This window comes from Armatimonadota bacterium (genome assembly GCA_017993055.1).
Taxonomy (GTDB): domain Bacteria; phylum Armatimonadota; class UBA5829; order DTJY01; family DTJY01; genus JAGONM01.
In genome coordinates, this window is sequence record JAGONM010000002.1 from 1 (window position 1) to 18,624 (window position 18,624).

Annotated in this window: 12 protein-coding genes; 6 read left to right on the plus strand and 6 right to left on the minus strand. The window is 63.4% G+C overall.

Features of this window, described 5'->3' with window-relative positions:
• Nucleotides 1-1,202, plus strand: a 1,202-nt coding sequence (locus KBC96_00905; GenBank protein ID MBP6962943.1) for a PQQ-binding-like beta-propeller repeat protein, incomplete at its 5' end; no start/stop codon positions are given.
• A gap of 82 nt (nt 1,203-1,284) precedes the next feature.
• Here KBC96_00905 and KBC96_00910 read toward each other — a convergent pair.
• Both KBC96_00910 and KBC96_00915 read right to left on the minus strand, forming a co-directional pair.
• Complete coding sequence (locus KBC96_00910) at nt 1,285-5,331, minus strand: S8 family serine peptidase (protein ID MBP6962944.1); 4,047 nt, start codon at nt 5,329-5,331, stop codon at nt 1,285-1,287.
• Nucleotides 5,332-5,605: 274 nt separating this feature from the next.
• Nucleotides 5,606-6,991 carry an HD domain-containing protein gene (locus tag KBC96_00915; GenBank protein ID MBP6962945.1) on the minus strand — a complete coding sequence of 462 codons (1,386 nt, stop codon included), beginning with the start codon at nt 6,989-6,991 and terminating at the stop codon, nt 5,606-5,608.
• A gap of 261 nt (nt 6,992-7,252) precedes the next feature.
• Here KBC96_00915 and KBC96_00920 point away from each other — a divergent pair, with 261 nt between their 5' ends.
• From KBC96_00920 to KBC96_00940, 5 genes are all read left to right on the plus strand, one after another.
• Nucleotides 7,253-8,764 carry an ABC transporter ATP-binding protein gene (locus KBC96_00920; GenBank protein ID MBP6962946.1) on the plus strand — a complete coding sequence of 504 codons (1,512 nt, stop codon included), beginning with the start codon at nt 7,253-7,255 and terminating at the stop codon, nt 8,762-8,764.
• Complete coding sequence (locus tag KBC96_00925) at nt 8,761-9,783, plus strand: ABC transporter permease (GenBank protein MBP6962947.1); 1,023 nt, start codon at nt 8,761-8,763, stop codon at nt 9,781-9,783. Before KBC96_00920 ends, KBC96_00925 begins: the two co-directional genes overlap by 4 nt.
• Nucleotides 9,784-9,816: 33 nt before the next feature.
• Nucleotides 9,817-10,824: a hypothetical protein gene (locus tag KBC96_00930; protein MBP6962948.1), complete on the plus strand. Its 1,008-nt coding sequence runs from the start codon at nt 9,817-9,819 to the stop codon at nt 10,822-10,824.
• Nucleotides 10,825-11,005: 181 nt separating this feature from the next.
• Nucleotides 11,006-12,406, plus strand: a complete 1,401-nt coding sequence (locus KBC96_00935; protein ID MBP6962949.1) for a hypothetical protein — start codon at nt 11,006-11,008, stop codon at nt 12,404-12,406.
• Between the two features lie 93 nt (nt 12,407-12,499).
• Complete coding sequence (locus KBC96_00940) at nt 12,500-15,760, plus strand: hypothetical protein (GenBank protein MBP6962950.1); 3,261 nt, start codon at nt 12,500-12,502, stop codon at nt 15,758-15,760.
• A 162-nt stretch (nt 15,761-15,922) separates the two neighbouring features.
• Here the strand turns inward: KBC96_00940 and KBC96_00945 are convergent, their stop codons facing one another.
• From KBC96_00945 to KBC96_00960, 4 genes are all read right to left on the minus strand, one after another.
• A complete protein-coding gene (locus tag KBC96_00945) occupies nt 15,923-16,333 on the minus strand; it encodes a HEPN domain-containing protein (GenBank protein MBP6962951.1) in 411 nt (136 codons plus the stop codon).
• Nucleotides 16,323-16,643 carry a nucleotidyltransferase domain-containing protein gene (locus KBC96_00950; protein MBP6962952.1) on the minus strand — a complete coding sequence of 107 codons (321 nt, stop codon included), beginning with the start codon at nt 16,641-16,643 and terminating at the stop codon, nt 16,323-16,325. Before KBC96_00950 ends, KBC96_00945 begins: the two co-directional genes overlap by 11 nt.
• A gap of 100 nt (nt 16,644-16,743) precedes the next feature.
• On the minus strand, nt 16,744-17,601 hold the full coding sequence (locus tag KBC96_00955; GenBank protein ID MBP6962953.1) for a carbohydrate ABC transporter permease: 858 nt from the start codon (nt 17,599-17,601) through the stop codon (nt 16,744-16,746).
• Complete coding sequence (locus tag KBC96_00960) at nt 17,601-18,488, minus strand: sugar ABC transporter permease (GenBank protein ID MBP6962954.1); 888 nt, start codon at nt 18,486-18,488, stop codon at nt 17,601-17,603. The genes KBC96_00955 and KBC96_00960 overlap by 1 nt, the downstream gene beginning before the upstream one ends.
• Between the last annotated feature and the right edge of the window lie 136 nt (nt 18,489-18,624).

Genomic DNA, 18,624 nt, shown 5'->3' on the forward strand with positions numbered 1-18,624 from the left:
TGGCCGTGCTGGCGCTGATCTTGGCGTTAGCGCCGGCAGCCGTCGCTCAACTTGCCGATGGACAGCCGGCATTCCGTTCCGACGCGCGCCGCACGGGCCGTTCGGTATACGTGGGCACCCATGAGCCCTCCGTGTCCTGGACAGTTGCGACAGGCGGATTCGTGCTCTCGTCTCCCGCCGTCGTGGGTGGCGAGACGATCTACTCCGGGTCTTTCGACAATAGCTTCTACGCGATGAGTCGGTCCGGTTCCGTTCTATGGTCGTATGAGACCTGCGGCCCGATTTCGTCCTCTCCTGCCGTAGCGCGCGACGGCTCCGTCTACGTCGGCTCGCAGGACTGCAACCTGTACGCGTTCGAGTCGAGCGGTTCGCAGAGGTGGGTGCTCCCCGTGGGCCAGGCGGTCGGACTCGGCCCGGCGGCGGTCTATTCGTCTCCCATCATCAGCCCGTCGGGCGCGCTGTACTTCTCCGACGAACAGGGGAGGCTCTATTCCGTCAACCCGGCTTCGGGGGCTGTCAACTGGCACCGTGCCTTGGGGTCAGGCACTCTCTCATCACCCGCCGTCGGCGACGACGGGAGAATCTACATAGGGAGCAGCGATGGTATCCTGCGGGCGTTCGATGCGGACGGCTCGCCGGTCTGGGCCTTTCAGGGACAGGGTCAGATGAGCGCGACCCCCTCCATCGGCGATGACGGCACGATCTACATCGGGACGCTGTCGGGGGCTCTATACGCTGTCAACCCGAACGGATCCCTCAGGTGGACCTACTACGCGCCGCCGAGCATCAGCTCATCTGTCGGCATCGCGCAGGACGGCACTCTGTACTTCGGCTCCTACGACGGCTATCTGCACGCCGTCAGGCCGAACGGCACTCGAAAGTGGACGCACTTCGTGGGGTACCCGGTGTCGGCGTCGCCGACCATCGACGCCGAAGGGTCGGTCTACTTCGGCACTCACAGTGGCTACCTGCGCTCGCTCGACCCCGGCGGCTCCGTAAGGTGGAGCATATACATCGGGTCGAAGATTCATTCTTCCTGTGCGATCGGACGCACGGGAACCATCTACTTCGGCGCATACGACAACCGGGTCTATGCAATAGGCTCAGTGCCGGAGCCGTCATCCCTGGCGCAGTTGATGCTGCTGTGCACGGCCGGCGGTCTAGCTCTCAGACGATATCGTCGCGGGGTTTTTCGGCTCTGACGCGTTCAGGGCGCGTGAAAAAAGGGACCCCGGTGCAGGTTGGCGCACCGGGGTCCCGTTGTGTCTGCAGGAGTCGCGCACGCTAAGGAACTGCGTTGAGCGGCTTGATATCTGCGGTGTTGCGAACCCGGATTACCCGGACGTAAGATGACTCGATCTCCTCGCAGGAGCTTATCCCCGTCACTTGGACGTAAGCGTCCTCTACAGGAGGAGGTACGCCCCCGCAGAGCACCTTCACGCCCGTCCTGCCTGGTTCGCTCTGCAGCCCCGAACCGTCCTCGAGATAGAAGTAGTTGCCGGCGGAGTAGGTTACCCGGCCCCAGGTGGTTATCAGCAGCCCGACATTGTTCAAGCCGATCCCCTGCGCGACGCCGGGAGTGTAGGGGCTGAGCTGCCCGCCTCCCAGATAGCTTCCTCTCAGTCCGAGCGGGCCGGGCATCTGCCCGTTCGACGAGGTGATCTCCACCTTCGACGCCTCGATGCGGCGTTCTCCGCCCGAGGTGGTGAGCTGGCCGGCGACCGTCACGACGCTCTCGGGCGGCACCGCCTCGGATGTGTCTACCCTGATGCCCGCGAAACGTTCGGCCTCCTCTATGTAGAAGTACCCGCCCATCTCGTTGGTGCCGGCGGTCACGACCTTGCCCGAGACGCGGACGTCCGAGCCGTCCGGGAGCGTCTTGATGTAGGCGATCCCGGGCATGCTGAGCACGGTCCCGTAGAAGTCAATGCCTGTAGTGACGACGTCCGCCGCCACATTTGCCAGTCGCGCGCCGGGAACGATGCTCCAGTACGTCTTCTGCGCCGAAACGAAGTACTGCCCGGCGTCCACGTTCGATATGGTGAAGATGCCGTTCGAGTCCGTGATCGCCGAGAAGCCCTGCGGTTCGGTAGTCACCGTCACTCCGGCCACTCCGTGCTCCCCGGAGACCGCCTCGTACTTGTCCGTGCGGAAGCCGTAGGCGTTGAACCCGTCGTCGGACTGCAGGCGGATCGTCAGGAAGTCCCCCGTGACCCAAACGCTCCACACACCGGAGTATGTTCCCGTGAACGACTCGACGATGTTCCCTCCGCCGTCCAGAATGTCAATGAAATCGAAACCGGCCTCCATGTCTATCTCTGCGAAGTGAATCCGGATACGGCTCGTTCCCGGCGGCCCGTTGACTTGATACTGGATGAGCTCGCTGTCCGGATAGGGGTGCTCGGACTCGATGATCTCAGGATGCTCGGCGGTGGTGCCGGCGGATACCGTTCCGGTTATCGTGCCGGGCGGGAACCCCAGGAAATTCTGGACCGACCCCGACCCCCCGGGCTGCACCGAGACTGCTTTTCTCATCGGTGAGAACGACCAGTGCGGCAGGGAGGGCGTGAGGGTGTAGTTGACCGGCTCCACGCTGGCGAAGGTGTAAGTGCCGTCCGGCTGGGAGATCGCCGTTGCTCCGCCGGGCTGAGCCGTAACCGTGACCCCTGCCGCCGGACCCTGTGTGATCACGTCGGTCTCGTAGCCGTCTATGTGGAACCCATAGTAAGCAGTGCTCTCGTCGGACAAGAGCCGTATCTTCGCCACGTTGCCGGTGGTCACCCATGCCGACCAGTAGTCGGAAACCTCGCCGGTGAGGGTGTCAAAGACCGTCCCGTCGGCGTCCTCGACGTAGATGTAGTCATAGCCGTTCTGTAGCCATGTCTCATCGAAGTGCACGCGGATGCGCGTGGCGCTCGGGTGAGCCGCTATGGTGTACACCATGTTCGAGTTGTCGGCATACGGGTGGTCCGAGTCGAGCGAGTAGTTCGTCCTTCCCCCGACCGCGCGGGCAATCGTCCCGTTGATGCATCCCGGCGCCGCCGAGCCGACGAAGTCCACATCCGCAAGGCCCGTCTCCCCGACGGATACGAGCCGGTTCTCGGGGGCAAAGGTCCATCCGTCCTTCGAAGGGATGACTATGTAGCTGTGAGACGGCAGGTGGATCGTGTAATCGCCGTTCTGGCTGGTCATCGTGTTGTAGACGACCCCGCCGTCTGCCATCGTCATGGTGACGCCCGGAACCGGGAATCCCGACGCCGTCGTGACCTTGCCCGCTATGTAGGACCCCGGCAGTTCGCCCGATACGACCAGCGCGAACGTCTGCGGGCCTTGCGGAACGTTGTTGCCGATGACCGTTATGCGGTAGGTGCCGACGGCGGGAGAAGCGATGTCAACGCTCTCGACGTTGTTGGTCGTGTCCACCGTGCCGTTACCCAGCACGATCTGCCCGCCCGGTTTCTCGACGCGCAGGTGGAGATCGTTGACCAACTGCTTGCCGGACAGCGATCCGGACGGTGGATCCGTCCAGACGAGGGTGACCGAGAACGGTACCGAACTGCCGAGTACGCTGTACTCGAAGATTCGGCTCTGTCCTGTCAAGAGCCCGGTGCCCTCGTCAACGAACTCCAGCACCTTCGGCGCCGGAGGGTCGAGAGTTGCAGAGAGATTGACGCGGCCCCATCCCTGGACGCTGTTCGGCCTCGGAGGTACCTCCATCGGTGATGCGTGCTGGCCGGGCGTAAGGTCGGTTGCTCCGTTCAGCAGGGTCGCCTTGATCAGCGCGGCGCTCGGCGTCACCCCGCGGTTCTCGATGTAATGCTGTCTCACGAGGGCCGCGGTGCCGGCCACCATCGGCGTGGACATGCTGGTCCCGCCCCAGAAGATGTAATCGGGGTTATAGAGCATCCAGCCCGTCACGCCGGGAACGGCATGCGTCCGCGCGGACAGGATATTGGTGCCCGGAGCGCAGATGTCCGGCTTGATGCGCCCGTCCACGCACGGTCCGCGGCTGCTCCACGAGGCCATGCCCTGCGCGTTGTCGGAGATATAGTCGTTTCGAAGCGGGGCCACCGGGAAGTCTCCCGGCCAGGCGTCGCCGTATCTGGTGTTCCAGCCGTCCGATCGGACGTTTTCGGTCGCGCCCACGGCGATGCAGTTCTTCGCGGTTGCCGGCGCGTAGGCCTGCCCGAGGTCCGTCACCCCGTCGCTGTTCCCGTCTCTTCCGTCATTGCCCATAGGGAATACCGCAATGAAGTCCCGGTGCGCGTTGATGAACTCATCAACCTGCTGCGAATAGAAGGTGTACTTGCCGCTTACGGGCGATCCCCAACTGTCGTTGTGAACGCGGGCTCCGAGGTCGTATGTAGGCTGGAATAGCGTCGAGAGCACAAGCGGAGGGTAGACGAATCCACTGGTGTCGCCGATCGACTGGACCACGATGCCCGCCTCGGGGGCGACGCCGGCGAAAGATGTGTCGTAAGAGTGCTGCCCGGGGTTGCTGCCTGATAGCGCCCCGGACCCCGTCGCCACGCCGATCGAGTGTGTGCCGTGCCCGGTGGGGTCGCTCCAATCGTCCTGGCGGCGGAGGGCGAACGCGGCCAGGATTCTGTTCGCGAAATCTGCGCTCATTGTGGACTGGCTGCCCGTGTCGAGACCCGAGTCCGCGAAGGCGATGACCTGTCCCGCGCCGTAGAGCCCGATCCGCTCGCGGACGTCGTGCACACCGATGATACCCTGCGCCACGTTGTTGACCGGCCTCGGCTGAACCCACGGCTCGATCCACTCCACGGATTCAAGGCTCGCGAGGGCGTCCAGTGAGTTCGCCGGCAGAGCCGCCAGGAGATATCTGTCCGACGCCCCTGCCGACGCCAGCATCGAGCCTCCGGCTCCCTTCACGAAGCTTTCCACGGCCGACGGCGATTCATCCCGGAAGATCTTGATCGCTACCTCGACGCTGCCCGCTCCTTCCGCTTTGAGCGAGGCGTCTTTCCGATGCTCGGGCTTGACCCGCTGGACCCATCTCACGGACTCCAGGGCCATGACGCGGCCGATCTGAGCCCGGTTCATCTTCGCGACGAAACCGTAGTCAGGCAGGTAATCGCCCAGCTTGATGCCGAGTTGCTCGACTTCCTGTTTCCATGCGTCCTTGACCGGCCCCGCGAACTGGATGACGTAGTAACCCGCATGAGATGCTCCCGCTTCGAGCTTGAACTGAGTCTTCTCAGGGGGATGAATGGTCTCCGCCCGAAAGAATATCGGCGCTGAGAAGGCAGGGAGGAGTGCGCAACAGAGTATAAGCATTGCGGCAATGGACGTTGCGATTCGCTTCATGGTTCGCCTCACGACGTGTCGGTAGGTAACATTATACCACAGGATTAGACAGGTTGATTGTATAATAACCAACCGTGCACTAGCATCCAGGCGTGATCGGCCGCTCGGGTCTTGCCGGCCTTGCACAGGGACGCCGACTTCCTGATGAGCTTGTACCCACCGCTTGCCGCAGTCTAAACCGAAAAACAAAATAAACAATAGAAAGTTTGTAAAGTCTGCCGACCCGTGATCGGGAGTGCGGAGTGCGCGTTCCGACCGGGGAATCGGATGAGGGTCAGTGTGCGGGACTGGCAGTCGGTTCGTCGCCCGCGAACCGGTCCCTCGCCAGATGCGCGGCGCGATCCTTGTCGTCGGGGGCAAGTCTGCCCTCGATGACTTCGTCGCAGAGAAAGTCCTTCACCTCGGCGACCTTCGGGCCCGGGGGGAGGTCGAGCAGTTCCATGATCTCGCGTCCGTCGAGGGGGCTCTCCAACTCCTCCACCTTGACCTTCAGGAGGATGTTCTCGATACGCTCCGTCAGTTCGTTCAGGCCCTCCAGCGAGGGGTGGGGGCTTGATCCGAGTCTGTCGGCATACGCGAGCGCCATCAGGTCGGCCATGTCCGCGCCCGCGTCCCGCATGAGCCGCTTCACGGCCGAGTCTCTCCACTCGCTTCGGTACTCGCCGATGCGCATGTGCATGTGGACCAGCTTCACCACTCTGCCGGTGTCGCTTGCCGGGAACCGCAGCCTGGTCAGGATCTTCCGAGCGGTTCTGGCGCTCAGGTCTTCGTGCCCGTAGAAATGGATCACCCCATCGGGGCCGACCGTCCGGGTGCGGGGTTTGCCCGTGTCGTGGAAGAGTATCGCCAGCCGCAGGACGAGGCCCGCCTGTCTTGGGAGCGAGTCAAGCGCGCGAAGCGTGTGGTTCCACACGTCCCAGACATGAAGCCCCTTCTGCTCGACCCCCTGCATCTCCAGGAGTTCCGGCGCAAACTGCTTCAGCAGGCCGTTCTCGGAGAGCATGTTCAGCCCGCGGTCGGGGTCGTCGCTCAGGACGATCTTGGCGAACTCGTCGCGAATCCGCTCCTTGCTGATGATGCTCAACCGCCCGGCGTCGCGCACAATCGCTTCGCGGGTTGCCTCCTCGATCTCGAACGCGAACCGTACTGCGAAGCGGACGGCGCGGAGCATCCTGAGCGGATCGTCGTAGAAGGTCGTCTGCGGCTCGGTCGGCGTGCGGATGATCCCCGCCTCGATGTCGGCGTGCGCTCTCCCGGTGAGGTCCAGCACCTCGCCGGTGTGCAGGTGTTCCAGCAGAGTGTTGATCGTGAAGTCTCGGCGCATCACGTCGTCGAGTAAACTTGCGGGCGCGACCTGGGGCTTTCGGCTGTCGGGAACGTAGCTCTCGCTCCGCGCGCTGACCAGCTCAACCGCGTGCCCCTCGATCCTTACCATCGCCGTACCGAAGCGGGGGTACGTGACCGGCCGATGCTCCGTGATGCCCTTCTTGTGCAGGTACCGCGCAAACGACAGGGCGTCGCCCTCCAATACGATGTCCACATCCTCGGTCGGCGGGCGGCCCATGAACTTGTCGCGCACGATACCGCCGACGAGGAACAGATTCCCCTCGTACTCCGTGCCGCGCGTCTCGTTTCTGATCCTCTCGATCGCCGGGTTCATCTGTCGTCAGTATAGGCGGCGGATGGTCCGCAGTCAACCGGGCGGGTGCATCTGCCCAGAGTGGGCCAACCTCTCGCTATGCCACTAGAGTAGCCGCTTGAGGAGAACGGTTGGCCGGTCTGCCAAGGCCCCTAGGCCCCAGCCGTCTAGTCTCGAGTAGGTTTCTCTGGAAACCATATCGAGAGACGGCCGCCACCCACTCAGCTCCAAGGCGCCCCGACCGGGAAGGAGTATGAGCATGGGTGAGAGTATGAGTACGATATGGAAACCGTTCCCGCAGTCGAGATGCGCCGGATCACCAAGAGATTCCCCGGGGTGCTTGCGAATGATGACGTGGACTTCTCGGCCTCGTTTGGCGAGGTCCACGCGCTCGTGGGCGAGAACGGCGCCGGCAAGTCCACCCTCATGAACGTCCTCTACGGCATGCACCGCCCGGACGCCGGAGAGATAAGGCTCTCCAGGCAGGCGGTCGAGATCGGCTCGCCTCACGACTCGATCGCGCGGGGCGTGGGTATGGTCCACCAGCATTTCACGCTCGTTCACGCGTTCACCGCCCTGGAGAACATCATGCTCGGCGCGGAGCCGGTCAGGCACGGGCGGACCGACTACCGGTCGGCCAGGGAGCGGGCGTCCGGCATCTGCAGGCGTTTCGAGCTTGCTCTCGATCTCGACGCGCGGGTCGCCGATCTCTCCGTATCCGCCCGGCAGAAGACCGAAATCCTGAAGGCGCTCTACCGCGAAGCCCGGATACTCATACTCGACGAGCCGACGAGCGTCCTGACCCCTCAGGATTCCGACAGCCTTCTGGCGATGCTTCGCGGCATGGCCGACAACGGTATGTGCGTAATCGTGATCACCCACAAGCTCGCCGAGGTGATGGCCCACTCCGACCGCGTGACTGTTCTGCGCAAGGGCAGAAACATCGCCTCCGTGGAAACGAGTTCCACGACCGCGGACGATCTCGCCCACCTGATGGTCGGGGGAAGTGCATCGGCGAAGACACCGGTCGGCAGGGCCGTTCCGGGCGATGCGCTGATCAGCGTGTCGGGTCTCACCGTCCCAGGCTACAAGGGCCTTCCTGCCGTGGATGCCGTCAGCTTCGATGTGAGATCAGGGGAGATCCTCGGCGTCGCGGGCGTGGACGGCAACGGCCAGCGCGAACTCGCGGAGGCGCTGATCGGACTGAGGCGGTCTTCCGGGCGGATCGTCCTCGACGGTCGCGACATCGCGCGCATGCCCGTGCGCGAACGGCTCGCAGCCGGGATCGCGTTCGTCCCGGAGGACCCCCGGCGTGACGCGCTCGTGGACGAGTGTTCGGTCGAGGAGAACGCGATGCTCGGCGCGCATGCGCGGGCGCCTTTCTCCCGGCGGGGGCTGCTGGACCTCAGGGCGGCGCGCCAGCACGTGCTGCAGGTCATCGAGCGGTTCGACGTGCGGGCTTCGGGGCCGGGGATGCCCGCGAGCCACCTCTCCGGCGGAAACCGGCAGAAGCTCGTTCTGGGGCGTGCCCTTAGCGTCGAGCCGAAGCTGCTGATAGCCTGCCAGCCCGCCCAGGGCCTTGACGTCGGGGCCGCCGCCGAAGTTCACCTGGCACTGACGCAGGCCCGTGATCGGGGGGCTGCCCTATTCCTTATATCTTACGATCTCGACGAGGTTCTCTCGCTCTCAGACCGGGTGATGGTGATGCGCGGGGGCCGAGTGGCAGGTATGATCGACCGCTCGCAGGCCGACCGGGAGACCGTAGGCGCGATGATGCTGGGGGCCGGGCAATGAGCGTTCGGGGAGGCGTGAGGAGTTTGATCTCGCCGTTGATCGCCCTTGCGGCAGGTTTCATCGTGGCTTCCTTGGCGATCCTGATCTCGGGCGGGGACCCGATCGCCTCGTTCCAGGCGATGTTCTCCTCCGCGCTCGGAAGCCCGACGGCGGTGGGCGAGACTCTCGTAAAGACGATCCCCCTGGCGCTGACCGGCTTGGCGGTCGCAATCGGACTCCGAGCGGGGCTGTTCAACATCGGCGCGGAGGGTCAGCTTCTGGTCGGCGCGCTCGCCGCCGCCTGGGTCGGGTACGCTGTCAGTCTGCCCGCCCTCATCCATATCCCGCTGTGTCTCGCCGCGGGTGTCACCGGCGGAGCGCTCTGGGCCTTCCTTCCCGGAATCCTCCGAGCGAAACGCGGGGTACACGAGGTCATCACGACCATCATGTTGAACTATATCGCGTTCTACCTGACGCACTACCTGGTGACCACCCGCATGCAGGATGTCGCTACGATGGCGCCGCAGACGCCGGAGATGCACGTCACGGCGCGGCTCGGCATGCTCGCAGAGCGGTCCGGCCTGCACTGGGGCATACTGATCGCGGTTCTCGCCGTCATCGGGTTCCGATTCATGATGTCGAGGAGCGTGTTCGGATACGAGTTGAGGACGGTGGGGCTCAATCCGGACGCCGCGCGGACGGCGGGCATCAGCGTGCCCGGTACGATGGTCAAGGCAATGCTGATGAGCGGAGCGCTGGCCGGGATCGCGGGCGCAGTCGAAGTGATGGGCGTTCATCACAAGTTCTACGATCAGTTTTCGCCGGGCTATGGTTTCGACAGCATCGCGGTCGCGTTCCTCGGGAACAGCGCGGCAATCGGCACGGCGTTCTCGGCCCTGCTCTTCGGGGCGCTGAAGAACGGCGCGGTCGGCATGCAGATTGTGACCGATACGCCGAAGGAGATCGTGACGATCATCCAGGCGGTGGTGATCGTGTTTGCGGGGTTGAGATGCTTGAGGCCGGGGGCCGGCCGTCGTTGAGATCGAGCGTTGCGCCAAATCGGAGGTAGTGATATGCGCGAAGTTGATTCTCGGAACTCTCACGATATCAGTGTTGAAACCGCGCTCAACTCGCGGTGCGCGGGAGACGCCGACGGCGATCAGGCCCGGTTTCATTGGGGGCTCTTTGACGTAGATGCTGACATTCCGCCCGAGGTCTTCAACGCGCTTGGGCGGGGGGTTCAGATTCCGAGGTTCACCTACTATCCGCTCGACGTGAACCTCGAGGATATCCCCGTTGTGTTCGCCATGTCCGCTGAAGCCGCCGGGTGGGACCGCAAGCGGCTTCACGTCGAGAGCGGCATGCAGCAGCAGGCTTTTCATCTGGTCTGCGCGGCGTTTGGGGTGGGCACCTGCGTCCTCAACATGGGGATTGAGGGCAAACAGCTCTCCGAGAGCCAATGGGGCACCGTCCGCATGGATCTCCACGCCATGCGGCCGTCGTACGGCGATTCGTTCTGGACGGTGGAGGCCCCTGACGACTGGGTCTGCGATCACGGGCTTCCGGCCCCGAACCGGGCGGGGCGGATGCCGCTCCAGAAGGCTCTCGAGGAGATCGGCACGGACGCCGGCGGACGCGGCGCGGAACTGCAGGATCTCTCCCAACTGCTGTGGGCGGCCCGGGGTCGCACGCCGCATCTCGCAATGGGACGCCGTTGGGGCATGACGATCCCGACCTGGGGCGGGGGCCAGAGCATCGCAAGCCTCTACGCCGTCACCGGCGAGGGAGCCTTTCGTTACATCAACAGCCGGGACGAGCGAGCGACCCACGCCCTCGATCCCACAGGCCGTCCGTGCAACCTGCTTGAGCCCGGGGACTACGCGCGGGTCATTATGGGAATCAACGAGGACACCGGGCGCGCCTGCTGGGAGGTCGGGTACATGATAGAGAACCTGCTCCTTCAGTCAGCCTCTCTGGGCATTCGGTACGCGGCGGAACTCCTCGACGAGGACGCCTCGCCCGCATACGAGGCCGGCGGGATCGTGTCACCGCTGGCAATGCTGAGGGTCTTTCGGGACTGACGCCACAACTGTGAACCTTGTAAGCCGGAAATGTGATTAATCTGCATCTTTTCCCTTGCGTTTGTGGGATTCCTATGCTATCCTGAGAATGTTCCGCGCCGACAAAGGCGCAGACAGGGCGCGCACCCAAGCAAGGGAATGCCGGCGCGTCCGGAAACACCTGTGCAGGGAGCGCACTGCCTTGGACAGCCAGAAGACCCCCCAGTCGAAATCCGGCTCGAAGGCCGACGCCAGGCTTCGCGAGTGGGCACTCCGCATCATCAACACGAGCCTGGAGGAAGCGCGCACCCAGCACCCGCTGGACATCCCCGACGCATTCCGCGACGACCGGCCGACCCTGGGCGCCTCCGTTCCCGTGTCGCTCTACCGCGCCGTGCGACTGTTGTCCTTCCGGGATCTGCTCGGCGCAGGGCTCTCCTCCGCCATGCTCCACCTCTCCGGCCGGACCCTTGCCGACAAGCTCGGGGTGAGCGGCTTGGACGCCGTTCTCCGGGTATTCAGTGACCTTCGCATCGCGAACCTGGATGTCGAGCGCAGTAATGGAAGCACGATCCTCATCGCCGCTACCGAGTGCGCCACCTGTTCCGGCCTGCCGAACATCGGGGAGGCCGTGTGCAGTTTCGAGGCCGGAATCCTCGCGGGCGGCCTCAAGCACGAGTTCGGCGGCGATGCGGTCACTGCGGTCGAGAAGAAGTGCTGCGCCCTCGGTGATGCCTGTTGCCTCTGGGAGATCGCTCCTGCCGACGGCAACGGGAACGGTCATGCCGAGGCAGAACCGCTCGATCTGATAGCCGCGATGGCGGGGAAGGCCGCGCTCGCGCTCGACGGAGCCCTCGCCATCAAAGAAGCCAACTGCAAGCTCAGGCAGGCCCACAAGCAGCTCAGGGAGTCAGAGCGGATGACTCATGACCTGACCAACATGGTGGTGCATGATCTCCGCGTGCCGCTCACCGCCGTGATAGGCTCACTGCAGATGATCGCCGAGTCAGCCGGCGGCAAGCTCGATCCGAACGAGAAGGAACTGCTGTCGCTCGCGACGGCGGGCGGCGACACCCTTCTTCAGATGATATGCGACCTCCTCGACGTCGGCAAGCTGGAGGAGCGGAGGTTGGTTCTGCACAGGCGCCCTACCTGGATAGCCGACGTGCTCAATACCGCCCGCAGGCAGATCGAGGTGCTCGCCCGAAGGAAGAAGCTGTCGCTGAAGTTCGCCGACTCCTCCAACCTGCCGATGCTGTCGCTGGACAGCGATCGGATCGTGAGGGTGCTTGTCAATCTGATAGGCAACGCGATCCGGCACACTCCGTCGGGGGGCAGGATTACCGTCAAGACGGGTTTCAAGGACGGTCATGTCGTCGTCAGTGTAGGCGACACGGGCGAGGGCATCCCGCCGGAGGACCTCGCGCGAATCTTCGACAAGTTCGTGCAGGTGTCGGCGCACCGCTCGCGCAGATCTTACTCGACCGGTCTCGGGCTGACGTTCTGCAAGCTGGCGGTCGAGGCGCACGGCGGCCGCATCTGGGCCGAGAGCGAGCTCGGCAAGGGCAGCACCTTCACGTTCACACTACCCGTACAAGCATAGGTCTCGTCTGTCCCATATGTCCTGTGCCGCAGGACAACCGCCTCCCTCCGTCCAAACCTTCATCAAACCAGCTACCCTCGGGGAGGCGATACCATGATTTCCCGTGCTCTACTGATCCTGTGCATGATCCTGACTCTGGCGGCCGGGCTCTGCGCCGCCGAGACCACCGTCTGGCAGATCGGCGACTTCGACAACTGCTACGAAGACCTCGCCATTCCGCACGACTACGGCGCCTACAACAAGACGTATCCGAAGGACGTGACCTTCACCGTCGGCAAGAGCGATCCCGCGAAGGATTGGCCGTTCATCCATCCCGGCCCGACGGACGCATGGGCACGTAGTCGCGCGCATCCGTATCAGGTGCTCTTTGATCTGCCGAGCGCGCCCTCGGGCGTATTCGGCCTGACCATTGACCTGGTGAGCACGCACGGTGGAGATGCCCCGGTCCTCGAGATGTCGCTGAACGGGCAGAGCGGCCGATTCGCGCTGCCTCAGGGATCGGGCGACAACGCTCTCTCCGACTGCGCGCAGGGCAGGGAGCACGTCATCAAGCTGACCCTCCCGCCGAAGATGTTCCGCAAGGGGGAGAACACGCTCGCGCTCAAGATCACCGAGGGCTCGTGGATGCTCTACGACGCCATCAGCCTCACGAATGACTCGACCGGACTGATGCCTCAGTACGGAGTGAACAAGGTATCGCTCACCCCAACGATGTTCCTCGTCAAGCGCGGCGGGAAGATCAAGCAGATCGTCAGGCTCAACGCGGAGTTCTACCCCGGCGTGACCGAGGCCTCGGCTGTAATCAGGTCCACCGGCCAGAACATCAGCCTCAAGCCGAACCTCCTGGGAATCGCCGAATCCGATCTCGAAGTCAATGAGGTCAAGTCGCCCACGCCTCTCGAAGTCACCGTCTCGTGCGGAAGCAGTCTGGTGTCGGCCTCATGCGAACTGAAGCCTCAGCGCCACTGGCGGCTCTACGTCCAGCCGAGTTCGCACATTGACGTCGGCTACACCGACTGGCAGGAGCGCGTGATTGACCTCCACAACCGGAACATGTCGCTCGCCCTCGACCTCTGCAAGAGGTACCCTGCTTTCGTCTGGAACACGGAGGTCGCGTGGCCCGAGGACAACTATCTCTCGATGATGCCGAAGGACCGCCGGGATGAGTTCATCAAGTACGCCAAGTCCGGACAGATCGGGTGCCAGGCGATCTACGGGAACATGCTCACCGGCATCTGCTCCCACGAGTCGTTCATCCGCGACCTCTACTATGCGCACAATGTCGCCAGGGAGTACGGCATCCCGTTCGACATGGCCGTGAGCAGCGACGTGCCGACTCAGGTCTGGACGCTCCCGACCGTGCTCGCGGGCGCGGGGATCAAGTACTTCAGCGCAGGACTCAACCTCACGCGCGGCGACTCGTTCAACCAGCTCTTCAACAAGCCGTTCTACTGGCAGGGACCGGATGGCGCAAAGGTGCTTGCATGGTTCGCTCCGGGATATGCTCACGCGGCGCATCTCGGCCTGCAGACGAGCGTCGAGACCGCCGTGCCGCGCGTTCTGGGCCTCCTCTCCGGCTTCGACCGGGCGGACTACCCGTATGACGCAGTGCTCGCGTTCGGCGGAGTGAGCGACAACCAGCCGTTCCGACCTGACATGGCATCGGTCGTTGCGGAGTGGAACAAGCGCTACGAGTACCCGAAGATCATCTTCACGCGCGGGCCGTCCTTCTTCCAGCATATCGAGAAGAACTTCGCAAAGGACATCCCGACGATCGCCGGTGACGGTGGCGTCTACTGGGAGGACGGCGCGGGCTCGTCCGCCATGGAGACCGCCGATGTGCGTATCGCCAAGGAGCAGCTCGCCACCGCCGAGAAGATCTACTCGCTCCTGTCCACCTACGGGATCGCCGAATACCCGAAGGCCGAGATAGACGCGGCTTGGAAGAACGCGATCCTCTACGACGAGCACACCTGGGGCGCGCACTGCAGCATCAGCCAGCCGGCCAGCGATCAGACGATCCACCAGTGGAACTACAAGAAGCGGTTCGCGACCCTGGCGGAGGCTCAGTCGGAGCAGGTCTTCCGTGATGCCATGAGCGACTTGGCGAAGGCCACCAGCGCGAAGGAAGGTGAGATCGTCGTCTACAACCCTCTGAGTTGGCCGGTGAGCGGTCCCGTCGAACTCCTGAGTGGCCCCGATGGTTCGCTTCCCCACTGGGCGGACAACGTCCCGCCGATGGGGTGCAGGGTCATCTCCGGCCTGTGGAGTGTAGCTGTGGGCGCGAAGAAGAGACCCCTGGAGAACAACTACTACCGAGTCGAGTTCGATCCTGCCACCGGTGCGATCAAGAGCCTCTTCGACAAGGAATTGGGCGCGGAGCTGGTCGATCAGTCGTCAGCAGAGGACTTCAACCAGTACATGTATTTCCGCGGAGGGCAACCGGCCGACGTCACCGAGTGCAAGGCATCGGCTGAGGCGGTCGAGTTCAGCCCCGGCCAGGGTCGTTCCGGATCAAGGGTCAGCGGCTCGGCGCATCTCACGCCCAAATGGACTACGGAAGTGGTTCTGTATGAGAACCTCAAGCGGATCGACTTCATCAACCGGCTGGAGAAGACGGAAACCTACGAGAAGGAAGCCGGGTACTTCGCCTTCCCGTTCAACCTCTACAAGCCCGAGTTCTACGTCGAGCTGCCGGATGGAGTGGTCAAGCCGAAGTCGCAGATGCTCCCCGGCGCGTGCATGCAGTGGTACTGCGCCCAGGACTTCGTGGCCGCCGCGGATGACAAGTGCGCGGTCGTCTGGAGCGCGGTCGAGAGCCCGCTGATCACCATCGGCGACGTCAACCGCGAGATATTTCAGTCGCCGCTCCCGATTGAGAACGGGCATCTCTACGCCTACGCGTTCAACAACTACTGGTTCACGAACTACAAGGCCTCCCAAGGCGGCGAGATGGAGTTCCGGTACTCGCTCACCTCGATGCCGAAGTACGACCCCGTCGCGGCCTCCCGGTTCGGGCAGTCGGTCCGATGCCCGCTCGTGGCATGGAAGGTGACCTTGAACACTCCGGCCAAGTCCGCACCGGGCATCCCGACGAGCCTTGTGTCGGTCTCCGCGCAGAACGTCAACGTCCAAGCAGTGAAGCAGGCCGAATCCGGCGAGGGGCTGATCATCCGGCTCCGCGAACTGACGGGGGAGGCGACTCCGGTCACCCTCACGCTCCCGAAGGGCAAGTTCAAAGAGGCCTGGTCATGCACACTCGTCGAGGACCCGCTCTCCCGCCTGAAGCTCTCCCGCGACCAGGTGACGGTCACCGTCCCCGCGAACGGCCTTGCGACCGTCTGGGTGAAGTAGCACGAATAAGGGGCGGGAGTCCAACTCCTGCCCCAACTGCCGTCCGATATCCGCGTTCATCTGCGTCCATCGGCGGCATTACCCCTTCAGCGCGCTGATGGTGAGCTCCTTGAGGAAGTGTTTCTAGAAGGCGAAGAAGACGATGATCATCGGGACCGCCGACTAGGACTGATCGACGTATCCGTGGCTCCGAAGGTCGGCTTCCACCGAGCGGAGAATGGACTCGGCCTGGGCTCTGGCCTCCTCCGCATCTTGGACTGTGGCTTCCGGAAGATCGCCAGGATAGCGGGACTCGACCGCCCAGAAGCTCAACTCCGAGAGGTAGGCAAACTCCGTCTTCGTGTGCCAGTCATCCGGGAGCAGGTTCTTGAGCAGATCGAGATCGTGACTTCGGGGGATCGGCATGTCGAGGAATGCAAAGATGCTCTTGATTGCCTTCTCCGCGCTCTGCTGTGCGAGAAGGCAGACGTGCCGTGGTGTCTCCGTCTGTTGCAGGACCAGCGCCGCCGCGTAGTCTTCCCTGGCATAGCGGAGCCAGTGGGCCGTTTCCCTGAGTATCAGATCATCCGGCATAGAGCACCTTGCCTTCGCGGAGCGCCGGGTAGAGAATCGTGCTGAAGAGCCTGCCGCGTGTCTCCAACTCCTCCGAGGTGGTTACGACAATGTCTTTGCCGACTGGCAGATCGGCGAGGGCCTTCATGATGGAGATCGTCGCGGCCTTGCGGTCAGGGCACGTGGCGAACACCACGAGCAGGTCGATGTCGCTGTCAGGCTGCGCGGCGCCGCGCGCCTGCGATCCGAAGAGGATGATCTTCTCCGGCTTGAAGCGCCCCACTATGCGTTCGACCATTATGTCGATGGCTTCTCTGGCATCCAGCGTCATACTCATGACCAGCGATCTACCGCCCTTTCTATGGGCATTATACCTCGATCCGGCCCCGAAGTCACCATCCCGCCAACCATGAGCCATCGACCATTCCCCATCATCCCTTCAGTGCGCCGATGGTGAGGCCCTTGAGGAAGTGCTTCTGGAACGCGAAGAAGACGATGATCATCGGAACCGCCGCGAACGCCGAGCCCGCCATCAGGAGGCCGTAGTCGGTCATCGACTCCTGCTGGAGCGTCGCCAGCCCGACCGCGAGCGTGCGCATCTCCTTCGACTGAGTGATCAGCAGCGGCCAGAGGAAGTCGTTCCACGCGCCCATGAAGCTGAAGATCCCAAGCACCGCCAGCGCCGGCTTCGAGAGCGGCAGGATCACCCGCGAGTAGACCCCGAACTCCGATGCCCCGTCGATCCGCGCGGCATCTATCAACTCGTTTGGCAGCGTCCCCATGAACTGCTTCATCAAGAAAACGCCGAACGCCCCGACCATCCCCGGCAGGATCAGCCCGCCGAAGTTGTTGATCAGGCCCATGCGCGAGACGAGCAGGAATAGCGGCACGAGCAGCACCATGCCGGGGATCATCATCGTGCTGAGCAGGCTCCAGAAGATCGCCGTCTTGCCGGGGAATTCCTTCTTGGCGAACGCGTAGCCCGCCATCGAGCAGAAGAACAGCATCGTGAGCGTGTGAGCGGCCGCGACGATCGCGCTGTTCGCAAACCATCGGAACGCCGGCGCGCGAGCGAAGAGGTGCTCGTAGTTGATCAAAGTCGGGTGAGCGGGAAGCCACTCCGGCGGGATCTTGATCGCAGCCCGGACCTCCTTGAACGAGGTCGAGATCATCCAGAACAATGGCAGGAGCGCCCACAACGCCCACAGGGTCAGGATGACGTAGGCGGCTACCGTAAACGGGGATACTCGAGGACGGGTCGGACTTGTCAGACGAGTCGGATGGTTCATCAATACTCTACCTCTGTCCCAAGCAGCTTGAACTGAATCGCGCTCGCCGCGATGATGATCACCGCCAGGATGAGAGCCATCGCAGAAGCTCGCCCGAGCTTCAGGAACTCGAACGCCGTTTGGTAGATCGAGAACACGATCGTCGAGGTCGCGTAGTTCGGGCCGCCGCGCGTCATCATGTAGATGCTGGTGAAGACCTGGAATGAGCCGATCGTGCCCATCACCGCGAGATAGAGTGTCGTCGGCTTGAGGAGCGGGAGCGTGATCTTCCAGAACTCGGTCCACCGCGTCGCGCCATCTATCTGAGCGGCCTCGTAGAGGGTCGCCGGGATGCCGCCCATCGCCGCCAAGTAGAGGATGATCGCCGATCCGCCTCCGCCGGCCACCGCCATGAACATCAGCGAGGGCAGGGCGGTCCGGGATTCCCCGAGCCACGAGATCGGATGCAGCCCGCCGACCGAGAGCATGTAGTTGAGCAGGCCGTGGGCCGAGTCGAACATCCAGAGCCAGATCATCGAGACCACGACCGCAGACACGATGCCGGGCAGGTAGAACGCGCCCTTGTAGAAGTTCTGCGCCGACGGCCTGAGCGGGAAGATCAGTGCCGAGAGGAGGAGCGAGATGCCGATACCCACCGGCACGACGACCATCGCATAAAGCGCTGTGTTCGCCATCGACTTCCAGAAGATCGCGTCGGACATAGCGATCTGGTAGTTCTGCAGGCCGACGAGTGTGTTCCCCTGGAGGTTGAACCGCACGAAGCTGAGGTAGACCGTCGAAACGATCGGATAGACGCTGAATATGAGGAAGTGCAACACCGCCGGCGCGATGAATATGTATGCCCACCTTGCGCGTATGATTCGATTGATAAGAGAGTTACGTTTCATAGCTCTGTCCTGAGTGCCCGGGCGACTGAAGTCACGGCTGCAACTGCACGAAGTGTCCCTGCGGACATTGGAGGCACTAGTCTACGCAGGTGGACTTTGTGCCTTCGTTGCCGTGGTTTCAACCGCCTGGCCGATG

Bases quoted from the DNA above. Each gene is read 5' to 3' on its own strand.
- KBC96_00920 (MBP6962946.1), top strand. From the start codon at position 7,253: ATGGAAACCGTTCCCGCAGTCGAGATGCGCCGGATCACCAAGAGATTC.
- KBC96_00955 (MBP6962953.1), bottom strand. From the start codon at position 17,601: ATGAACCATCCGACTCGTCTGACAAGTCCGACCCGTCCTCGAGTATCC.
- KBC96_00925 (MBP6962947.1), top strand. From the start codon at position 8,761: ATGAGCGTTCGGGGAGGCGTGAGGAGTTTGATCTCGCCGTTGATCGCC.
- KBC96_00945 (MBP6962951.1), bottom strand. From the start codon at position 16,333: ATGCCGGATGATCTGATACTCAGGGAAACGGCCCACTGGCTCCGCTAT.
- KBC96_00950 (MBP6962952.1), bottom strand. From the start codon at position 16,643: ATGACGCTGGATGCCAGAGAAGCCATCGACATAATGGTCGAACGCATA.
- KBC96_00940 (MBP6962950.1), top strand. From the start codon at position 12,500: ATGATTTCCCGTGCTCTACTGATCCTGTGCATGATCCTGACTCTGGCG.
- KBC96_00915 (MBP6962945.1), bottom strand. From the start codon at position 6,991: ATGAACCCGGCGATCGAGAGGATCAGAAACGAGACGCGCGGCACGGAG.
- KBC96_00960 (MBP6962954.1), bottom strand. From the start codon at position 18,488: ATGAAACGTAACTCTCTTATCAATCGAATCATACGCGCAAGGTGGGCA.
- KBC96_00930 (MBP6962948.1), top strand. From the start codon at position 9,817: ATGCGCGAAGTTGATTCTCGGAACTCTCACGATATCAGTGTTGAAACC.
- KBC96_00910 (MBP6962944.1), bottom strand. From the start codon at position 5,331: ATGAAGCGAATCGCAACGTCCATTGCCGCAATGCTTATACTCTGTTGC.